We start from the raw sequence: 17,449 nt of genomic DNA, 5'->3' as shown, positions 1-17,449 counted from the left end.
GGCCTCGCGTCCAAACCTGTTGTGGTCAGCTTTCCAGTTCGGCCGACTTGGTCCAGAGATTGATGCTGGCCTCGCGTGCAAAGGTGTCGATCCGGCTCAATTCGTCGTCGGAAAAGGCGAGATTGTTCACCGCGCCCGCCACGTCGCGCAGCTGTTCCGCATGGCTCGCACCCACGAGCGCGCTCGTCACACGGCCGCCGCGCAACACCCAGGCGATGGCCATCTGCGCCAAAGTCTGGCCGCGCCCCTGCGCGATGGCGTTCAGGCCCCGCACCTTTTCGAGCGTTTCGGGGCTCAGGAAGGAGCGCCTGAAGAAGTGGTTTTCCGTGGCGCGGCTGCCTTCCGGCACGCCGGTCAGGTATTTGTCGGTCAAGAGCCCTTGCGCGAGCGGCGAGAACACGATCGAGCCCGCGCCCACTTCGTCGAGCGTGTCGAGCAGCCCGTCTTCCTCGATCCAGCGATTGACCAGCGAATAGGACGGCTGGTGGATCAGAAGCGGCGTGCCGAGCGCCTTCAGGATCTTTGCCGCCTCGCGCGTGCGCTGCGAGTTGTAGGACGAGATGCCGACATAAAGCGCGCGGCCCGAGCGCACCGCATAATCCAGCGCGCCGCAGGTTTCCTCGAGCGGCGTGTCGGGGTCGAAGCGGTGGGAATAGAAGATGTCGACATAAGGGATACCCATCCGCTTCAGGCTCTGGTCGAGCGAGGCGATCAGATATTTCCGGCTACCCCACTCGCCATAAGGCCCCGGCCACATGTCGTAGCCGGCCTTGGAAGAGATGATCAGTTCGTCGCGCAGCCCCGCGAAATCGGTGCGCAGGATTTCGCCGAACGCCTCCTCGGCCGTGCCCGGAGGCGGCCCGTAATTGTTGGCGAGATCGAAATGGGTGATGCCCAGATCGAAGGCCGTGCGGCACAGGTCGCGCTTGGTCTCGTGCGGGGTGGTGTGGCCGAAATTGTGCCACAGACCGAAGGAGATGGCGGGAAGCTTGAGGCCGGACCGCCCGCAGCGGTTGTAAGGCATGCGGGCGTAGCGGTTTTCAGCGGGGGTGTAGGGCATGACGAGGCTCGGTGGTTGGAGAGGTGTGAGCGGGGGTTAGCAGGATTCGAGGCGCGTGCGCGAGGCCTCCCTCCCCCTTGAGGGGAGGGTCCGGCCAAAGGCCGGGGGTGGGGTCATCACGGCAGCGTGGGACGCAGCTTCATGCGGTGCCTTCTGAGACAACCCCCTCTGTCACCTTCGGTGACATCTCCCCCTCAAGGGGGGAGAGGACTTGCCCTCACGCCGCCTTTCGCTTCCCCTCCTTCTGCACCATCATCGCCTCCGCCTCCTTCACGCCCAGCGCCGCCGGCCGTTCGCAGGTGGTCTGCAGCTCCACGAACTGTCCCGTCTCGCCCGATTTCAACAGCCCCGTCATCACCTCCACCGCATGAAGTGCCGATTCCAGCGAGCAGCGGTGCGGCCGCCCTTCAAGGATCGCCAGCGCCATGTCGGCCAGACCCGCCGTGCGGTAATTGGCGTAGAAGCCCTCCTTGTGCCGGTCGTTCTGGACCGAGAACGGGTGCTCCCATTTAGGCAGCTTCTTGACCCGCTTGTCGCCCTTGGTGATCGACACCTCGCCGCCGAAGAAGTTCGGGTCGGGCACGAACACCGTGCCGTCTTCACCGTAAAGCTCGATCGGCGCGTGGCCATGGCTCCACACGTCCCACGAGGCGTTGAGCGCGATCACGGCACCCGAATGAAATTCGAGAATGCCTGAGATCGTGGTCGGCGTGCCGACCGGAATCTTCTCGCCCGCGCGCGGCTGCGACAGGATCGTGCGCTCCGTCTTGGGCGTCGTGGCGAAGGCCGCGAGCCGCTTCACCGGGCCGATCAGCTGGATGAGGTTCGCCACATAGTAAGGCCCGACATCGAGCACGGGGCCTGCGCCCGGCTGGAAGAAGAAGTCGGGGTTTGGATGCCAGTGCTCCATGCCGTGGCTCATCACGAAGGCCGTGCCGCTGGTGATCTTGCCGACCGCGCCGCTATCGATCAGCGCGCGGACCTGCTGGTGCGCGCCGCCGAGATAGGTGTCGGGCGCGGAGCCCACGCGCAGATTGCCGGCTTCCGCGCGCTTCTTGAGGTCCAGCCCTTCTTCGACCGAAAGCACGAAGGGCTTTTCGGAATAGACATGCTTGCCCGCATCCAGGATTTTCTTGGACACCTCGTAGTGCACGGCGGGGATGGTCAGGTTGACCACGATGTCGATATCCGGGTCGGCGAGAAGCTCGTCCACGGAAAGCGCGCGAAGGCCGAACGTCTCCGCCTGCGCTTGCGCCGCCGCCATGTTGATATCCGCACAGGCGCGCATCTCGACCCCGCGAAAGAGCGGCGCGAGCCTGAAATAGGCCGTGGAGATATTGCCCGCGCCGATCACGCCGACGCCGAGCACCTTGCCGTTCCGGGCACCGGGCTTCGCCGCCTTCGGTGCCTTCTGCTTGTCTGCCATTGTCTTGATACCCTGAAATGCTTGTCAGAATGCCTGGACGGTTTCGATGGAGCGGCGCGCGAAGCGCTCGAAATCGTTCGGGTTGTCCTGCTCCATGATGAAATATTGAGCCGGCGTCTTTTCCCTGAACTTCCTCACCAGCGCCTTCCAATCCACCGTGCCATGCCCGACATCGGACCAGCCGTCCTCGTCCAGTCCCTCGCCGTTTTTCGCGATGTCCTTCACATGGACGGCCACGATGCGGTCGGCGTATTTGTCGATCCACATATCGACACTGCCGCCACCCTTGATGACCCAGGCGACATCCATCTCCCAGCCCAGATCGGGCGCGGCGTCGAGAAGGTGCGTCTGCGGGAGCGAGCCGTCGGCAAGCGCCTGGAACTCGAAATCGTGGTTATGCCAGGCGAAGCGGTAGCCCTCGGCCTCGACGCGTTTCCCGATGGCACCCAGCTGCTCGCCGAAACGCTTCCAGCCCTCCACATCCGTCGGCCGGCTGGCGACGTCGATATGGGGGCAGGCGACGAGCTTCATGCCGAGTGTCTTGGCGATGCTCAGCGCCCCGTCGAGATCGTCGTTCAACTGCGCGAAGCCGAAATGGCCCGACGGCATCGCGATCCCGTTGCGGTCGAGCAGCGCGCGGAAGCCCTCGGGGTCTTCATACACGCCACCGAAGCCCTCGACTTGGCTGTAGCCGAGTTTCCCAAGCGTTTCGACGACCTGGCTCCAAGGCTTGAAGTTGCGCGCGCTGTAGAGCTGAAAAGACCAGTCCATCATGATTACCTTCTGCTATGAATTCACAGACGCTCGCCCGAAGCGGCGTCGAAGATCGAGGCGTTGATCGGATCGAAGCCGACCGACACGATGTCGCCCAGCTGAGGTGCGCGCTCGGACGTGACGCGCACCGAAAAGCTCTGGCCGCCGATCTGCGTCCAGATCAGCGAATCCGAGCCCATCGGCTCCACGATCTCGCAAGGGCCCTGCGCTGAAAACGGCCAGTCCGCGCCGGCATTGAGCGCGACATGCTCGGGGCGCATGCCGAACACGGCCGGGCCGGGCTGCAGGGTGCCCTTGCTTGCGCGATATTTGTGGAGCGGCACCGCCATGCCGGGCGCGGTGAAGAAAGCGGCGCCATCGCGCAGCGCGATTTCGCCATCGGTGAAATTCATGCCCGGCGAGCCGAGAAAGCCCGCGACATAACGGTTGACCGGGCGGTTATAGATCACCTGCGGCGCATCGAGCTGCTGGATCACGCCGTTCTTCATCACAGCGATGCGGTCGGCGAGCGTCAGGGCTTCGATCTGGTCATGCGTCACATAGATCATGGTGTTGGCGAGCCGCTGGTGCAGGCGCTTGATCTCGACGCGCAGTTCCGAGCGCAGCTTGGCGTCGAGGTTCGACAGCGGTTCGTCGAACAGAAACACGTCCACGTCGCGCACCAGCGCCCGGCCGATCGCGACGCGCTGGCGCTGGCCGCCCGAAAGCTGGGCCGGGCGACGCTCCAGAAGCGGGCCGATCTGCAAAATCTCGGCGGCTTGCGCGATGCGCCGCTCGATCTCGTCCCTGGGCAGCCCGGCATTCTTCAACCCGAAGGACAGGTTTCCCTTCACCGTCATCTGCGGATAGAGCGCATAGGACTGGAACACCATGCCGATGCCGCGATCCTTGGGCTCCTCCCAGGTGACGTTCTTTCCCTTGATGAAGATCTGCCCGTCGGAAATGTCGAGAAGACCCGCGATGCAGTTGAGCAGCGTGGACTTGCCGCAGCCGGAAGGCCCGAGCAGCACCAGGAACTCGCCCTCGCGGATTTCGAGGTTGAGATCGCTCAACACGGAGACCGAGCCGAAACTGAGCCTCAGGTCACGCACGCTGACGCTGGAGGGCTCGGTGATTGCGGCGACAGGGGCGGAACGGGTTTGCGTCATGAGCATGGGATCTCTCAGCCTTTCACCGCGCCGGCGGCGATGCCGCGCACGAAGAGCTTGCCGGAAACGAAGTAGATGACGAGCGGCACCAGCCCCGTGAGGATGGTCGCGGCCATGTTGACGTTGTATTCCTTCACGCCCTGCACCGAGTTGACGATGTTGTTGAGCTGGACCGTCATCGGATAGGTGTCGGGGCGCGTGTAGACGACGCCGAACAGGAAGTCGTTCCAGATGCCCGTCACCTGCAGGATCAGCGCCACCACGAAGATCGGCAGGCTCATCGGCAGCATGATCTTCCAGTAGATGCCCCAGAACCCCGCGCCATCGACGCGTGCGGCCTTGAAGAGTTCTTCCGGCACGGAGGCGAAATAGTTGCGGAAGAGAAGGGTGAGGATCGGCATGCCGAAGATGGTGTGCACGATGGTCAGCCCCGTGAGCGTGCCATAGATGCCCATCTCGCGCAGGATGATCACGATCGGATAGATCATCACCTGATAGGGAATGAAGGCGCCCACGATCAGGATCGTGAAGAACAGCTCGCCGCCCTTGAAGCGCCAGTTGGCGAGTGCATAACCGTTGATCGAGGCGATCAGGATCGACAGGATCGTCGACGGCACGGTGATGCGCACCGAGTTCCAGAAGCCGCGCGAAAGCCCGTCGCAGTTGAGGCCCGTGCAGGCCGACGCCCAGGCCTTGGCCCAGGGCTCGAAAGTGATCTCCATGGGGGGAGCGAAGATGTTGCCGAGCCTGATCTCGGGCATGCCCTTCAGCGAGGTCACCACCATCACGTAAAGCGGGATCAGATAGTAGATCGCCACCACCGAAAGCACACCGTAGATCACGACGTTGCGCGTTGAAAGCGCCGAGCGGCGGCGGCTCCCGCGCGGGCCCGCTTCGACGCCGGGGCGCACACGATCGGCGACCGCATCCATGCCGGCCACGGTCGTGGCAAGGGTCGCGGGGTTAGAGCTTATTTGAGGATTCATTGGCGGAGGGCTAGCGAGGAATTTTTGTTGCTTCGCGAGGCGCCGAACGCAGACGATGCTGTGGCATCGGCGAGGCTCGGCAACGAAGCGAGCAGCGAAAAGGACCGTTGGACCGACCCAAGGATATCCTCAAACAAGCTCTCAAACACGCTTGCGCCTCCCGAATTCGAGATAGGCCCAGGGTACGACGACGATGGCGACCGTCAGAAGCATCACCGTCGAGGCCGCGAAGCCCTGACCCAGATTCTGCGCCTGGAACATGTAGTCGTAGACGTATTTCGCGGGCACTTCGGACGCCGTGCCCGGCCCACCCGAGGTTTGGGCGACGACGAGGTCGTAGACACGCACGATGCCGCTCGCGACGATCACCAGCGTGGTGATGAAGACGGGCCGCATCATCGGAATGACGATGAAAAGGTAGGTCTTCCACATCGGAATGCCGTCCACGCGCGCAGCCTTCCAGATGTCCTCGTCGATGCCGCGCAGGCCCGCCAGCATCAAGCACATCACGAGCCCCGTGCCCTGCCACAGCGAGGCGATCAGGATGCCATAGATGACGATGCTCTGGTCGTAGAGCGGATCGAAGGTGAAACTCGTCCAGCCCATTTCGCGCACGATGTTCTGCACGCCGAATTCCGGATTGAGCAGCCACTGCCAGACGAGGCCGGTTACCACGAAGGACAGCGCGAAGGGGTAGAGAAAGATCGTCCGAAACGCGCTTTCGAAGCGGATCTTCTGGTCCATGAGCGCTGCCAGCACGAAGCCGATCACGAAGGAGAAGATCAGCGACAGTACGCCGTAGACGAGGAGGTTCTCGATCGAAACCAGCCAGCGCGGCGTGGCCCACAACCGCTCATACTGCTCGAGCCCCGCCCAGCGCAGGCGCGGCAGGAGGCGCGAGGAGGTGAAGGAATAGACGACCGTCCAGACCGTGCCGCCGAGAAAGATCACCAGCGCCGTGAGGATCATCGGGATCGACGCCAGCTTCGCACTGAGATTGCGGAAAAGCTGGGAGGGGCGTTTGGGTCGGGTGGTTGAGAGGGTCGTTGAGGTCATCAGACTTCCTCTTCGAGAGGGAGCAGCTCTCGGCGGCGTTCCCCTCCCCCTTGTGGGGGTGAGGAGCGACGGCACTCGGGCCGGCGAAAAGCCATGGAGATGGCTTTTCGAGCTTCGAACGCCTTGAGCCATGCGAAAGGCAGGTTAGGGGTGGGGGTAAGGTCTCCGCCAGGCTGATCCACCCCGATTTCGCGCAGGATCTCCTCGATGCAGCCATCAAAGGAGGCCGATAATTCACCGGTGTTGAAGCGAAGCACGCGGTAGCCTTGCGCATTCAGCCAACCGTCCCGTTCGGCATCACGAGCTTGGCGCTCCGGCAACTGATGGTGCTGACCGTCCACTTCGATCACCAGCTTCAGATCGTGGATCGCAAAATCCACCACGTAACTGCCAATCGGCACCTGCTTGCGAACGTGAATCCCATAAAGCCTGCGGAAGCCTTTGAGCTCATGCCAAAGGCGCGTCTCGCCCTCGGTCATGTCGCCACGCAACTTCCGTGCTCGCTTAATCGCTGTAGGCCAGATCCTAGTGGGCACCGTCACCCCCACCCCATACCCCTCCCCACAAGGGGGAGGGGAGCGGAGACGCCGTGCCTGACCTTGGAGATGTCGTGCTCGACACCGGCAGGCTCACTCAATCCGCCGAGGAAATGATCTCCGCGAACCGCTTCTGCGCATCTTCCGCCGTGAGCGATTCGTTGGCGAAGAATTCCGTGAACAGGTCCTCCTTCTGCTTCTGCGTGTCGGCGGAGGCGAGTTCGTCGGTGCTCTTCACCACGCTGTCGGGCTTGGCGAGGATGTCGAGGCCCTTTCTGGTGCAGTCGTTGACGGAGCCGACATCGACGTCGCCGCGCACGGGGAGCGAGCCCTTCTTGGCGTTGAAGGCGACCTGGACTTCAGGCTTCAGCATGGTCGAGGCCAGCACCTCCTGTGCGGCCGACTTGGCTTCGTCCTTCAGCACGGGGAAATAGAAGGCGTCGCCGCCCGTCGCCAGTGTCGGGTTGGAAACGCCCAAGCCCGGCAGGCAGGAATAGTCGGTGCCGGCTTTCAGGCCCGCGACCGCGAACTCGCCCTGCGCCCAGTCGCCCATGATCTGGCCGCCGGCCTTGCCGGTGATCACGAGGTTCGTCGCCTGGTTCCAGTCCTGGACATTGGAGCCCTTGGCCAGCTTGCGGGCATCATCCGCCGCCTTGAAGATCTTCGCGGCTTCAGGCCCCCCGGCGGCTTCCGAGTCCTTGTCCTGATAGATCTTGAGATAGAGGTCCTTGCCGCCCAGCTCCAGAAGCATCGTGTCGAACGCGCCGGTCGCCTGCCAGCCCTGACCGCCGACAGCCAGCGGAATGATGTTCTTTTCGCGCAGCTTGGGGGCTGCGGCGACGAACTCGTCCCAGTTGGTCGGCACGGCGACGCCGGCATCCGTGAAAGCCTTGTTGGACAGCCACAGCCATTGCCAGGAATGGATGTTGACCGGCGCGCAGTAGATCTTGCCCTCGATGGTGCAGTTGTCGAGCAGGCTCTTGGGGCGGATCACCTCGGCCCATTTTTCCTTGGTGGCCAGGTCGGTCAGGTCGCGCATCAGGCCTTCCTGCACCAGTTCCTCCGCCTGACGGCCATGGTTGAACTGGGTCGCGCCCATCGGGTCGCCGCCGGTGATGCGGCTGACCATGATCGGCCGCGCCGTGCCGCCGGAACCGGCGATGGCGCCGTCGATCCACTTGTTGCCGGTGGCGTCGAACGCCTTGGCGAATTCGGCGACGGCTGCGGCCTCGCCGCCGGATGTCCACCAGTGGGTGACTTCGAGGTCGGTGGCGAAAGCCGGTGAAAGGGAAAAGGCAACCGAGCCCGCGAGCGCGGCCATGCCCAACCGATAACGCATCCTGTTCCTCCCAGATCTGAAACGTTACAGATGGCGAAGCTAGCTGTGGATTTTTGCGCGCGCAAGCGACTTCTGACACCCGAATGGTATTTTCTTCGCCAGCCGAATGATTTCGCAGCGCAGCAAAAGTACCGTTGCACCGCACTATCTCGAACCGGGTGACGTTGAGAACCTGGGGAAGCGAGAAGCTTCCAGCGCTCGGTTCAATGAGCCATGCAACAAAATCTGAAACGTTTCAGGCGACTTGCTGTGCCGCGAAGACTCTGCGAAAAGCAGGCGTGAGCGCGCTTTCAAGGGAGAAAGCCGTCAGGGGACGAAGACGCGATCAAGACCATGGATGCGCAGACCCAAGCGGAAAACGAACGTCCGACACTCAAGACCATCGCCTTCATGACGGGCCTGGGCGTCACAACCGTTTCGCGTGCGCTGAAGGATGCGCCCGAGATCGGCGAGGAAACGCGACGCCGCGTGCAGCTCGTCGCGCGCGAAGTGGGCTACCGTCCCAACCGCGCGGGCGTCCGCCTGCGCACGGGCAAGACCAATGTCATCAGCCTCGTGCTCAACACCGACGAATATATCGGCGGCTTCGTGTCCGACGTGATCTACGGCATTTCGGAAGTGCTCGCGAAGACGCCCTATCACCTGATCGTCACGCCCTATTCCGGCACCAACGACCCGATGGAACCGGTGCGCTACGTGCTTGAGACCGGGTCTGCGGACGGCATCATCATCTCGCGCACCGAACCCGACGACCCGCGCGTGCGCTTCATGGCCGAGCGCCGCTTTCCGTTCGCCACCCACGGCCGCACCACGAGCGGGATCGAGCACCCCTTCCACGACTACGACAATGCCGCCTTCGCACGCCAGGCCGTGCAGAAACTCGCAGGGCTGGGCCGCAAGCGGCTCGCGCTGCTCGCGCCACGACGCAACCTGTCCTACCACCACCATACGCGGGACGGCTTTCTCGAGGGCCTGAGCGAAACAGGCTGCGTGGAAGTGCCCTTCTCGCATGTGTCGCTCGACAGCCCGGTGTCAGGCATCCGCGAGGAAGCCAGAAAGCTCATGGAACGGCCCAACCGGCCCGACGGGCTGGTGAGTTCGGCGGGGGCCGCGACGCTGGCGCTCGTCGCCGGCATCGAGGATGCGGGGCTGGTGGTCGGCCGCGACATCGATCTCGTGTCCAAGGAATCGACCGCGATCCTGAAACTGTTCCGCTCGGCCATCCATGTGGTGCCCGAGGATTTCCGCCATGCGGGGCGCGAACTCGCCCGTGCGCTTCTGGGTGCCATCAATGGCGCGCCGGTCGCCACCCTGCAGAGCCTGGCTACGCCGAAAGCGGACTGAGCCTCCCTCCTCACGGAACCGATACCATTCTGAAAGGTATATTGAGGCCAGATGGGATTGTGCCGGACACTCTTCGGCACGATGTCCCAAGGACCGAGGAAAGGTCGGGCCATGAACATGAAGCCTGTGGTGCCGCCGGCATCCAAGGAGCAGACATTCGGCGGACAGCTGCGCATGATGCGCGCTGCCTTCATGGCTTCGCCCGCGCGCAACGCGATCTTCCTGCTTTGTGCTGGTCTGCTCGGCATCATCCTCGCGACAGCCTACGGGCAGGTGCTGCTCAACAGCTGGAACAAACCGTTCTATGATGCCATCGAGCGCCGCAACCTGGCGGGCTTCTTCCAGCAATTGCTCGTCTTCGTGCAGATCGCAGCCTTTCTCCTCGTCCTCAACACCGTGCAGGCCTGGTTCAACCAGATGCTGCACATCAAGCTGCGCGAAGGGCTGACGCACGATCTTCTCAAGGAATGGATGGCGCCGGGGCGCGGCGCGCGGCTGGCGGCAGCGGGTGCCGTCAGCGTCAACCCCGACCAGCGCGTGCATCAGGATGCCATGCAGCTGGCCGATCTCAGCGCCGATCTCGGCATCGGCCTCATGCAGTCGGGCATCCTGCTCGTCTCGTTCATCGGCGTCCTCTGGTCGATCTCGGCCGGCTTCTCCTTCATGTTCAACGGCACGGCCATCGCCATTCCCGGCTACATGGTCTGGGCCGCGTTTCTTTATGCGGGCGTGGCTTCGGCGCTTTCATGGCTGGTCGGCCGACCGCTGATCAAGCTCAACAGCGAGCGCTACGAGCGCGAGGCGGCGATGCGCTTCGCGCTGGTGCGGGTCAACGAGAACCGCGAGGCGATCGCGCTCGAGGGCGCGGAAGCAGGCGAAGAGCGGCGGCTCGAGGAGAACCTGTCCTCGGTGCTCAAAGCCGTGCGCAACATCATGAATGCGGTGGTGCGGCTCACTTTCGTCACCTCCGGCTATGGCTGGATCACAGTGGTGGCACCGATCGTCATCGCCTCGCCGGTCTATTTCTCGGGCCATCTTTCCTTTGGCGGGCTGATGATGGCGGCTGCCGCCTTCACGCAGGTTCACACCGCGCTGCGCTGGTTCGTGGACCATATCGGCGCCATCGCCGACTGGCGTGCTACGCTGCTCCGCGTCGGCAATTTCCGCGCCGCCCTTACCGAACTGCCCTCGCCCATCATCCATCCGACGCTCGGCATCAGGCTGGATGCGAGCGAAGAGAACCGCGTAGTGTTCGATAAGGTCGCGATCATCTCGCCGGTGGGCCGTGCGCGGTTGAGCGAACCGCAACTGGTCGTCGCCCCCGGCGAGCGCATCGCCATCACCGGCGAGGCGGGCGTCGGCAAGACGCTTCTGTTCAAGGCGATGGCCGGGCTCTGGCGCGAAGGCGAGGGGCGCATCGGCCTGCCCAAGGGTGCTTCCGTCGCCTTCGTCCCGGCCGCCCCCTATATGCCGCCCGGCACCCTGCGCGAGGCGCTCTCCTATCCGATGGCCGCCAGCGACGTCGCGGCGAATGCCGCTCCCGACCTGCTCGACCGCCTCGGCCTTCGCCATCTGTCCGATCGCCTCGACCGCGTGGGCCGTTGGGACCGCGAGCTTTCCGAAGACGACCAGCGCCTCGTCGCCTTCGCCCGCCTCGCCATGCACCGGCCGGACTGGATCGTGGTCAACCAGGCGCTGGATTCGTTCCACGGGCCGGCGCGGGAACGAGTGTTCAAGCTGTTCGAAACGGAGCTGAAGGATTCCGCGCTCCTGAATATCGGCCAAGTTGAAAAGGCGGACGGCACGTTCTTCTCACGCGTGGTGGAACTGAAGCGCGAACCCATGCGCGGCAAGGCGAAGGTGGCGGAACGGGTATAAGCCCCTCGGCGAGACCCGAACTCCAAGTGAAAGGCGGCGGATTGCAAGAAGCAGGAGAGATGAGGACGTTCTGAAACGTCGAGTCTAGCGGACGCGTCACCCCCACCTCGTACCCCTCCCCATAAGGGGGCGGGGAGACCCCAGCCTCTTACTTGTTCCTTCGCGCCAGACGCCAAGCGTCGCAGGCGGGCTCGGCGATGACGTCCTCCCCTCCCACCTGTGGGGAGGGGTAAGGGGTGGGAGTGACTTGGCCGCCTGCACCGGCATCTCAACAAGCAGCACTGAAAACAAAAAGGCCCGCCGAAGCGGGCCCTTTGTTTCTGTCCTCAAGCCTTCTCGCCCGGCGTCGGCGTGGCCGGCATCTCGCTGATGCCCCAGATGCCGTGATGCGCGCCGGGCTGGTCGATGCGCTCGAAGCCGTGCGCGCCGAAGAAGTCGCGCTGGGCCTGGATCAGATCGGTGGTGCCACGCCCCTGCCGGTAGCTGTCGAAATAAGCCAGCGCCGAAGACAAAGCCGGCATCGGCAGTCCGGCCTGCGCCGCGCGCGCCACCACCTCGCGCAAGGCGCCGTGGGAGCGCTTCATGATGTCGATGAAGGCGGGCGTCATCAGAAGGTTGTCCACCTTTGGCCCTTCGAAGGCGGCCGCGATGGTGCCCAGGAACTGGGACCGGATGATGCAGCCGGCGCGCCAGATGCGGGCAACGGTCGGCAGCGGCAGGTTCCAGTCGAACATGCGCGAGGCCATGGCGAGCACGGCGAAACCCTGCGCATAGGCCACGACCTTGCCGGCGAGCAGCGCGTGTTCGAGCAGTTGCGCATCGTTCTTCGTGAAAGCGCCCGCTTCCGGCTTGCCCAGGCCATAGGCCTTTTCCGCCGCCTCGCGCTCGTCCTTGAGCGAAGACAGAACGCGCGCGCCGACGGCGGCCTCGATCACGCTGGCCGGGCGGCCCAGCCGCTCGGCTTCCACCGCCGACCACAGGCCGGTGCCCTTCTGGCCCGCGCGGTCGAGGATGATATCGACGATCGGTTTCTCCGTTTCCTTGTCGACGGCCGACAACACGCGCGCCGTGATCTCGATCAGGTAGGAATCGAGCTCGCGCGTGTTCCAGTCCTTGAAGATTTCGGCGGTCTCGGCAGGCTTCAACCCCGCGCCGTCGCGGAACGCGCCGTAAATCTCGGCGATCATCTGCATGTCGGCATATTCGATGCCGTTGTGGATCGTCTTCACGAAATGGCCTGCGCCGTCCGGCCCGAGCCATGCGGCACAGGGCTCGCCGTCCTTGGTGCGCGCGGCGATATCCATGATGATCCGTTCGATGCGGGCAAAGGCCGAACGCTCGCCGCCCGCCATCATCGAAGGCCCATGGCGCGCGCCCTCTTCGCCGCCCGACACGCCCATGCCGACCAGCGTCACGCCCGAACCTTCCAGTTCCTTGACCCGGCGCACCGTGTCGCGGAAGTCGCTGTTTCCGGCATCGATGATGAGCCCGCCCTCGCCCAGAAGCGGCTTGAGGATGCCGATCTGCTCGTCCACGGCGGCACCCGCCGGGATCATCAGGATCACCGCGCGCGGCGGCTTGATGGCGGCGATCAGCTGCTCGATCGTCTCGGTCGGGATGATGTGCTGGGCCAGATCGCCCGCGTCGCGGATGAATTCGGGCAAGCGGGGCAGTTCGCGGTTCCACACCGCGATGCGGTGGCCGTGCTCGGCGATGTTGAGCGCGAGGTTCGATCCCATCACGCCGAGGCCGACAAGGCCGATTTCCGCCAGTTCCATGGGCACCCTCTCCGCTTGCGAATCGTTGAGACGAGCCCATAGCATGGCCCGCATCGATCAGGTCAGCCCCCGATGGAGCGGCCCCGGCACGGCCAATGTGGAGCGGGACGACAGGGCGTCAATCTTTGCCTTGGTCGGCTTGGCCCTAACCCTTGCTTTTGTCGGCTTGGGCCTAATCCTTGCTCTTGTCGGCTTGGGCCTAATCCTTGCTCTTGTCGGCTTGGGCCTCCGGTTGCCGCTTGCGCCCATAAAGCTCCAGCCGATGATGGACGATGTCGTAGCCGAGGCTGTCGGCGATGGCCTGCTGCAATTCCTCGATCTTGGGTGACGCGAACTCGATCACGTCGCCGGTCTCGATGTCGATCAGGTGATCATGATGCTCGCCATGCGCGCCTTCGAAACGGGCGGGGCCGTCGCCGAAGGCATGACGATGGAGGGCGCCCTGGTCTTCGAGCAGCTTCACGGTGCGATAAACGGTGGACAGCGAGATGCTCGGATCGACCGCGGCGGCGCGCGCATGGATGCCCGGCGCATCGAGATGGTCGGCGTCTTCCAGAACCTGGAGGATCACCTTGCGCTGCCGCGTGATGCGCACGCCGGCACGGCGCAGGGCTTTTTCCGAAGCGGGTTTGGGAGCGCGAACCATGGGCCGCTTATGGGCCAGTTGACAGCCAGTTGCAAAGGCTCTGCGCGGGTTCTAGCCGCTCCCAGGCGTCCGACCCCAAATTTTCGTGAAGGGAACCCATCGCCGAGTTCGGCCTTCTCCTCCCTGTATCAATCAGATGGCCACGCCCGCACTGATCCATTTACCGGGTGTTCGAGGCCAGAACTTCAAAGGAGCATTTGTCATGAAAGCACTTCTTGCAGCTTCCGCGATTGTCCTCACCGTCGCCGGCTCGGCAATGGCGCAGACCACCAACAACATGCCCAACAATCCGGCCGCTTCCGATCAGCCCGCCGCGCGCGGCCTGGGCTCGGATCAGGTCCAGAACGGCAGCAACGCACCGGCCAACAATGGCTCCATCGATTACGGCAACACCGGCACGATCCTGCCGGAAGGGTCGGTGGGCGGCGCGCCCGCACCTTCGGCCAACAACAATGTCGGCGGCGACAATCAGGGCACGCCTACGGACACGCTTCCCGGCAACGGCTCCTCGGGCTCGTCGATCGGCTCAGGGACGATCGGTTCGGGTGGGGCGAGCGGAACCGGCGGTGGCAGCAGCGCGTACTGAGCGCTTCGCATCGGCAAACAGTTGGACGGCGGCCAGTGGCCGCCGTTTTTCTTTGCTTTTCGGTTTTGCTCAGGCCGCGACGGGCAGCTGCCGCCTGCGCAGCGAGGAGCCATCCTCGGCAAAGAGGTGCAGGTCTTCGGCCGAGGCCGTCAGGCGCAGGGGCGCGCCACGCTCGACCGGCGCGCCGCCCGGCAGCTTGACCACCAGCGGCTCGTCCGCGCGGCCGATATCCAGATAAACCAGCTGCACCTCGCCCAGCTGCTCGACATAATCGACCTTGCCTTCGAGGAAGACCGATTCGCCCTCGCGCGCCACGCGCAGATCCTCGGGCCGCACGCCGAAATGCACCTTGGCACCCGCCGCACTCGCCGGCGTTTCCACCGGCACCTCGACAGTGTGGCCCTCCGGCAGCTTCACTTCCGTCCGCGCGCCTGCGCGTGAAACGGTGGCGGGCAGGATGTTCATGGAAGGCGAGCCGATGAAGCGGGCGACGAACAGGTTGCCGGGGTTCTTGTAGAGCTCCATCGGCGAGCCGACCTGTTCGATATAGCCGTCCTTCAAGACCACGATGCGGTCGGCCAGCGTCATCGCCTCCACCTGATCATGCGTCACATAGATCATGGTGGTGGCGGGCATCGATTCCTTGAGCTTGGCGATCTCGATGCGCGTCGCGACGCGGAGCGCGGCGTCGAGGTTCGACAGCGGCTCGTCGAACAGGAACACCTTGGGATTGCGCACGATGGCCCGGCCGATGGCCACGCGCTGGCGCTGGCCGCCCGAGAGCGCACGCGGCAGGCGCGCGAGATAGGGCGTCAGCTGCAGGATGTCGGCCGCCGCCTTCACGCGCCGGTCGATCTCCTCCTTCGGAGCCCGCGCGATCCTCATGCCGAAGGCCATGTTGTCGTAAACGGTCATGTGCGGGTAGAGCGCGTAGGACTGGAACACCATGGCGATCCCGCGCTTGGACGGCGGCACGTCGTTCACCGTCTCGCCATCGATCTGCAGCGTGCCCGAGGAAATGTCCTCGAGCCCCGCAATCGTGCGCAACAGCGTAGACTTGCCGCAGCCGGAAGGCCCCACGAACACGATGAACTCGCCGGATTTGATGTCGAGGTCGATTCCGTGCAGGATTTCCACCGACCCATAGGCCTTGCGCACCTGCCGAAGCGTCAGATCTGCCATTCTGCTCCTCCCTGTTCTTCCGGTTCGCTCATTCGTGCCGGCCGAACCATGCGCCAAGCGGCGGCAACGTGATCGTATCGCCCGAAACCGTGCCCGAGTGTCCACTGTCGGGGAGCGTCGCGCAACCGTCCGCATCCTCTAACGCGATCTCGGCCGGCACCTCTCCCAGATTGAAGGCACAGACCAGGGTCTCGCCCTCCCATTCGCGCCGGAAAGCCAGCACATCGCCTTCGGCCTTCAGAAACAGGATCGACCCGCGCTGCAGCGAGGGGTGCGTTTTACGGAAGCGGAGAAAGCGCCGGTAATGCGCGAGCACGGACGCGTCGTCGTCTTCCTCGGCGCTCACGGCCATCAGAAGGTGTTCGGGGGGAACGGGAAGCCAGGGCTTGCCGCTCGAAAAGCCGCCCGCTTTGTCGCCCGCGTCCCACACCATCGGCGTGCGGCAGCCGTCGCGGCCCTTGAAATCGGGCCAGAAGCGGATGCCATAAGGGTCCTGCAGATCCTCGAAGCGCAGTTGCGCCTCGGTCAGCCCCAGTTCCTCGCCCTGATACAAACAGACCGAGCCGCGCAAGGAGAGCAGCAGGCTCGCGACGAGCTTGGTGAAGGCCGTGCGGTTGTCGGGCGCAACATTGTCGCCCCAGCGCGAGGCGGTGCGCTCCACGTCGTGGTTCGAGGTGGCCCAGCAGGCCCAGCCATCGGGCGCCTTCCCGTCGAACTCTTCCAGAGTTTCCTTGAGCTGGCCGGGGCTCAAAGGGGCGGAAGTGAGCAGTTCGAAGCTGTAGCACATCTGCAGCCGCTTCGTGCCGCTGGTGTATTCCGCCATCAGCTCCGTGCCGCGCTGACCCTCGCCCACCTCGCCCACCGCCGCGCGGGCCTGATACTCGTCGAGCAGCGCGCGGAAGCGTTCGAGAAAACCGACATTCTCCGGCCGGTTCTTGTCATAGACGTGGTCCTGATACCCGTAAGGGTTGACCGCCGGCGCCGACTTGTCGTTGCGCTTCTCGATCGGCAAAGCCGGATTGTTTTCCAGCCCCTCCGAGTGGAAATAGAAGTTCACGGTATCCAGCCGAAACCCGTCCACGCCGCGCTCGAGCCAGAAGCGCACCGCGCCCAGCACCGCATCCTGCACATGCGGATTGTGGAAGTTGAGATCGGGTTGGGTGGTGAGGAAGTTGTGCAGGTAATATTGCCGGCGCCCCGTATCCCACTCCCATGAGGAGCCGCCGAAGACGGACAACCAGTTGTTGGGCGGCGTGCCGTCTGGCTTCGCATCAGTCCAGACATACCAGTCCGATTTCGGATTATCGCGGCTCTTGCGGCTTTCCCTGAACCACGGATGCAGGTCCGAGGTGTGGCTGATCACCTGGTCGATCATCACCTTCAGCCCCAGCCGGTGCGCTTCGGCGATCAGCGCATCGAAATCGTCGAGCGTGCCGAACATCGGATCGACGCCGCAATAATCCGACACGTCGTAGCCGAAATCCTTCATCGGCGAGGGGAAGAAGGGCGAGATCCAGATCGCATCGACGCCGAGCGAGGCGACATAAGGCAGACGCTTTGTGATGCCCGCGAGATCGCCGATGCCGTCGCCATTCGTGTCCTGAAACGAGCGCGGATAGATCTGGTAGATCACGGCACCCCGCCACCAGTCGGCGTCGCCCACCCCTGCCGTCCCTGCCGCTCGTTCCACCCGTGCGTCCATGCTCTGCT

15 protein-coding genes are annotated in these 17,449 nt (G+C 64.1%); 3 read left to right on the top strand and 12 right to left on the bottom strand.

Going from position 1 to position 17,449, the window contains the following annotated elements; all coding sequences use genetic code 11:
- Positions 1-25: 25 nt before the first annotated feature.
- From mgrA to NGM99_RS03940, 8 genes are all read right to left on the bottom strand, one after another.
- Positions 26-1,060 (bottom strand): L-glyceraldehyde 3-phosphate reductase, encoded by a 1,035-nt coding sequence (gene mgrA / locus NGM99_RS03975; RefSeq protein WP_252816226.1) that lies wholly within the window; start codon positions 1,058-1,060, stop codon positions 26-28.
- Between the two features lie 217 nt (positions 1,061-1,277).
- The gene (locus NGM99_RS03970) at positions 1,278-2,486 is read right to left on the bottom strand and encodes a Gfo/Idh/MocA family protein (RefSeq protein ID WP_252816224.1); all 1,209 of its coding nucleotides are present in this window, start codon (positions 2,484-2,486) and stop codon (positions 1,278-1,280) included.
- 24 nt (positions 2,487-2,510) lie between these two features.
- Positions 2,511-3,257: a sugar phosphate isomerase/epimerase family protein gene (locus tag NGM99_RS03965; protein WP_252816901.1), complete on the bottom strand. Its 747-nt coding sequence runs from the start codon at positions 3,255-3,257 to the stop codon at positions 2,511-2,513.
- Between the two features lie 23 nt (positions 3,258-3,280).
- Positions 3,281-4,408: an ABC transporter ATP-binding protein gene (locus NGM99_RS03960; protein WP_252816222.1), complete on the bottom strand. Its 1,128-nt coding sequence runs from the start codon at positions 4,406-4,408 to the stop codon at positions 3,281-3,283.
- Positions 4,409-4,422: 14 nt separating this feature from the next.
- Entirely contained in the window at positions 4,423-5,340 is a 918-nt protein-coding gene (locus NGM99_RS03955) for a carbohydrate ABC transporter permease (protein WP_252816221.1), read from the bottom strand.
- 195 nt (positions 5,341-5,535) lie between these two features.
- Positions 5,536-6,450 carry a carbohydrate ABC transporter permease gene (locus NGM99_RS03950; protein ID WP_252816220.1) on the bottom strand — a complete coding sequence of 305 codons (915 nt, stop codon included), beginning with the start codon at positions 6,448-6,450 and terminating at the stop codon, positions 5,536-5,538.
- The gene (locus tag NGM99_RS03945; protein ID WP_353937378.1) at positions 6,450-6,986 is read right to left on the bottom strand and encodes an endonuclease domain-containing protein; all 537 of its coding nucleotides are present in this window, start codon (positions 6,984-6,986) and stop codon (positions 6,450-6,452) included. Before NGM99_RS03945 ends, NGM99_RS03950 begins: the two co-directional genes overlap by 1 nt.
- A gap of 97 nt (positions 6,987-7,083) precedes the next feature.
- Positions 7,084-8,325, bottom strand: coding sequence for an ABC transporter substrate-binding protein (locus tag NGM99_RS03940; RefSeq protein WP_252816216.1), 1,242 nt, complete (start codon positions 8,323-8,325; stop codon positions 7,084-7,086).
- 333 nt (positions 8,326-8,658) lie between these two features.
- On the opposite strand from NGM99_RS03940, the gene NGM99_RS03935 reads away from it, so the two are divergent.
- Both NGM99_RS03935 and NGM99_RS03930 read left to right on the top strand, forming a co-directional pair.
- A complete protein-coding gene (locus NGM99_RS03935) occupies positions 8,659-9,669 on the top strand; it encodes a LacI family transcriptional regulator (RefSeq protein ID WP_252816214.1) in 1,011 nt (336 codons plus the stop codon).
- A 111-nt stretch (positions 9,670-9,780) separates the two neighbouring features.
- Complete coding sequence (locus tag NGM99_RS03930) at positions 9,781-11,547, top strand: ABC transporter ATP-binding protein/permease (protein ID WP_252816212.1); 1,767 nt, start codon at positions 9,781-9,783, stop codon at positions 11,545-11,547.
- A gap of 326 nt (positions 11,548-11,873) precedes the next feature.
- Here the strand turns inward: NGM99_RS03930 and gnd are convergent, their stop codons facing one another.
- A complete protein-coding gene (gnd, locus tag NGM99_RS03925) occupies positions 11,874-13,325 on the bottom strand; it encodes an NADP-dependent phosphogluconate dehydrogenase (protein WP_252816210.1) in 1,452 nt (483 codons plus the stop codon).
- 199 nt (positions 13,326-13,524) lie between these two features.
- Complete coding sequence (locus NGM99_RS03920; RefSeq protein ID WP_252816208.1) at positions 13,525-13,971, bottom strand: Fur family transcriptional regulator; 447 nt, start codon at positions 13,969-13,971, stop codon at positions 13,525-13,527.
- Between the two features lie 202 nt (positions 13,972-14,173).
- On the opposite strand from NGM99_RS03920, the gene NGM99_RS03915 reads away from it, so the two are divergent.
- The gene (locus NGM99_RS03915) at positions 14,174-14,557 is read left to right on the top strand and encodes a hypothetical protein (protein WP_252816206.1); all 384 of its coding nucleotides are present in this window, start codon (positions 14,174-14,176) and stop codon (positions 14,555-14,557) included.
- Positions 14,558-14,626: 69 nt separating this feature from the next.
- On the opposite strand, the gene NGM99_RS03910 is transcribed toward NGM99_RS03915, so the two are convergent.
- Both NGM99_RS03910 and bglA read right to left on the bottom strand, forming a co-directional pair.
- Positions 14,627-15,739, bottom strand: a complete 1,113-nt coding sequence (locus NGM99_RS03910) for an ABC transporter ATP-binding protein (protein ID WP_252816204.1) — start codon at positions 15,737-15,739, stop codon at positions 14,627-14,629.
- Between the two features lie 28 nt (positions 15,740-15,767).
- Entirely contained in the window at positions 15,768-17,441 is a 1,674-nt protein-coding gene (gene bglA, locus NGM99_RS03905; RefSeq protein ID WP_252816202.1) for a beta-galactosidase BglA, read from the bottom strand.
- Positions 17,442-17,449: the final 8 nt, after the last annotated feature.

Source organism: Mesorhizobium liriopis (assembly GCF_024053505.1).
Classification (GTDB): domain Bacteria; phylum Pseudomonadota; class Alphaproteobacteria; order Rhizobiales; family Rhizobiaceae; genus Mesorhizobium_B; species Mesorhizobium_B liriopis.
This window is presented reverse-complemented; position numbering and strand designations above follow the sequence as displayed.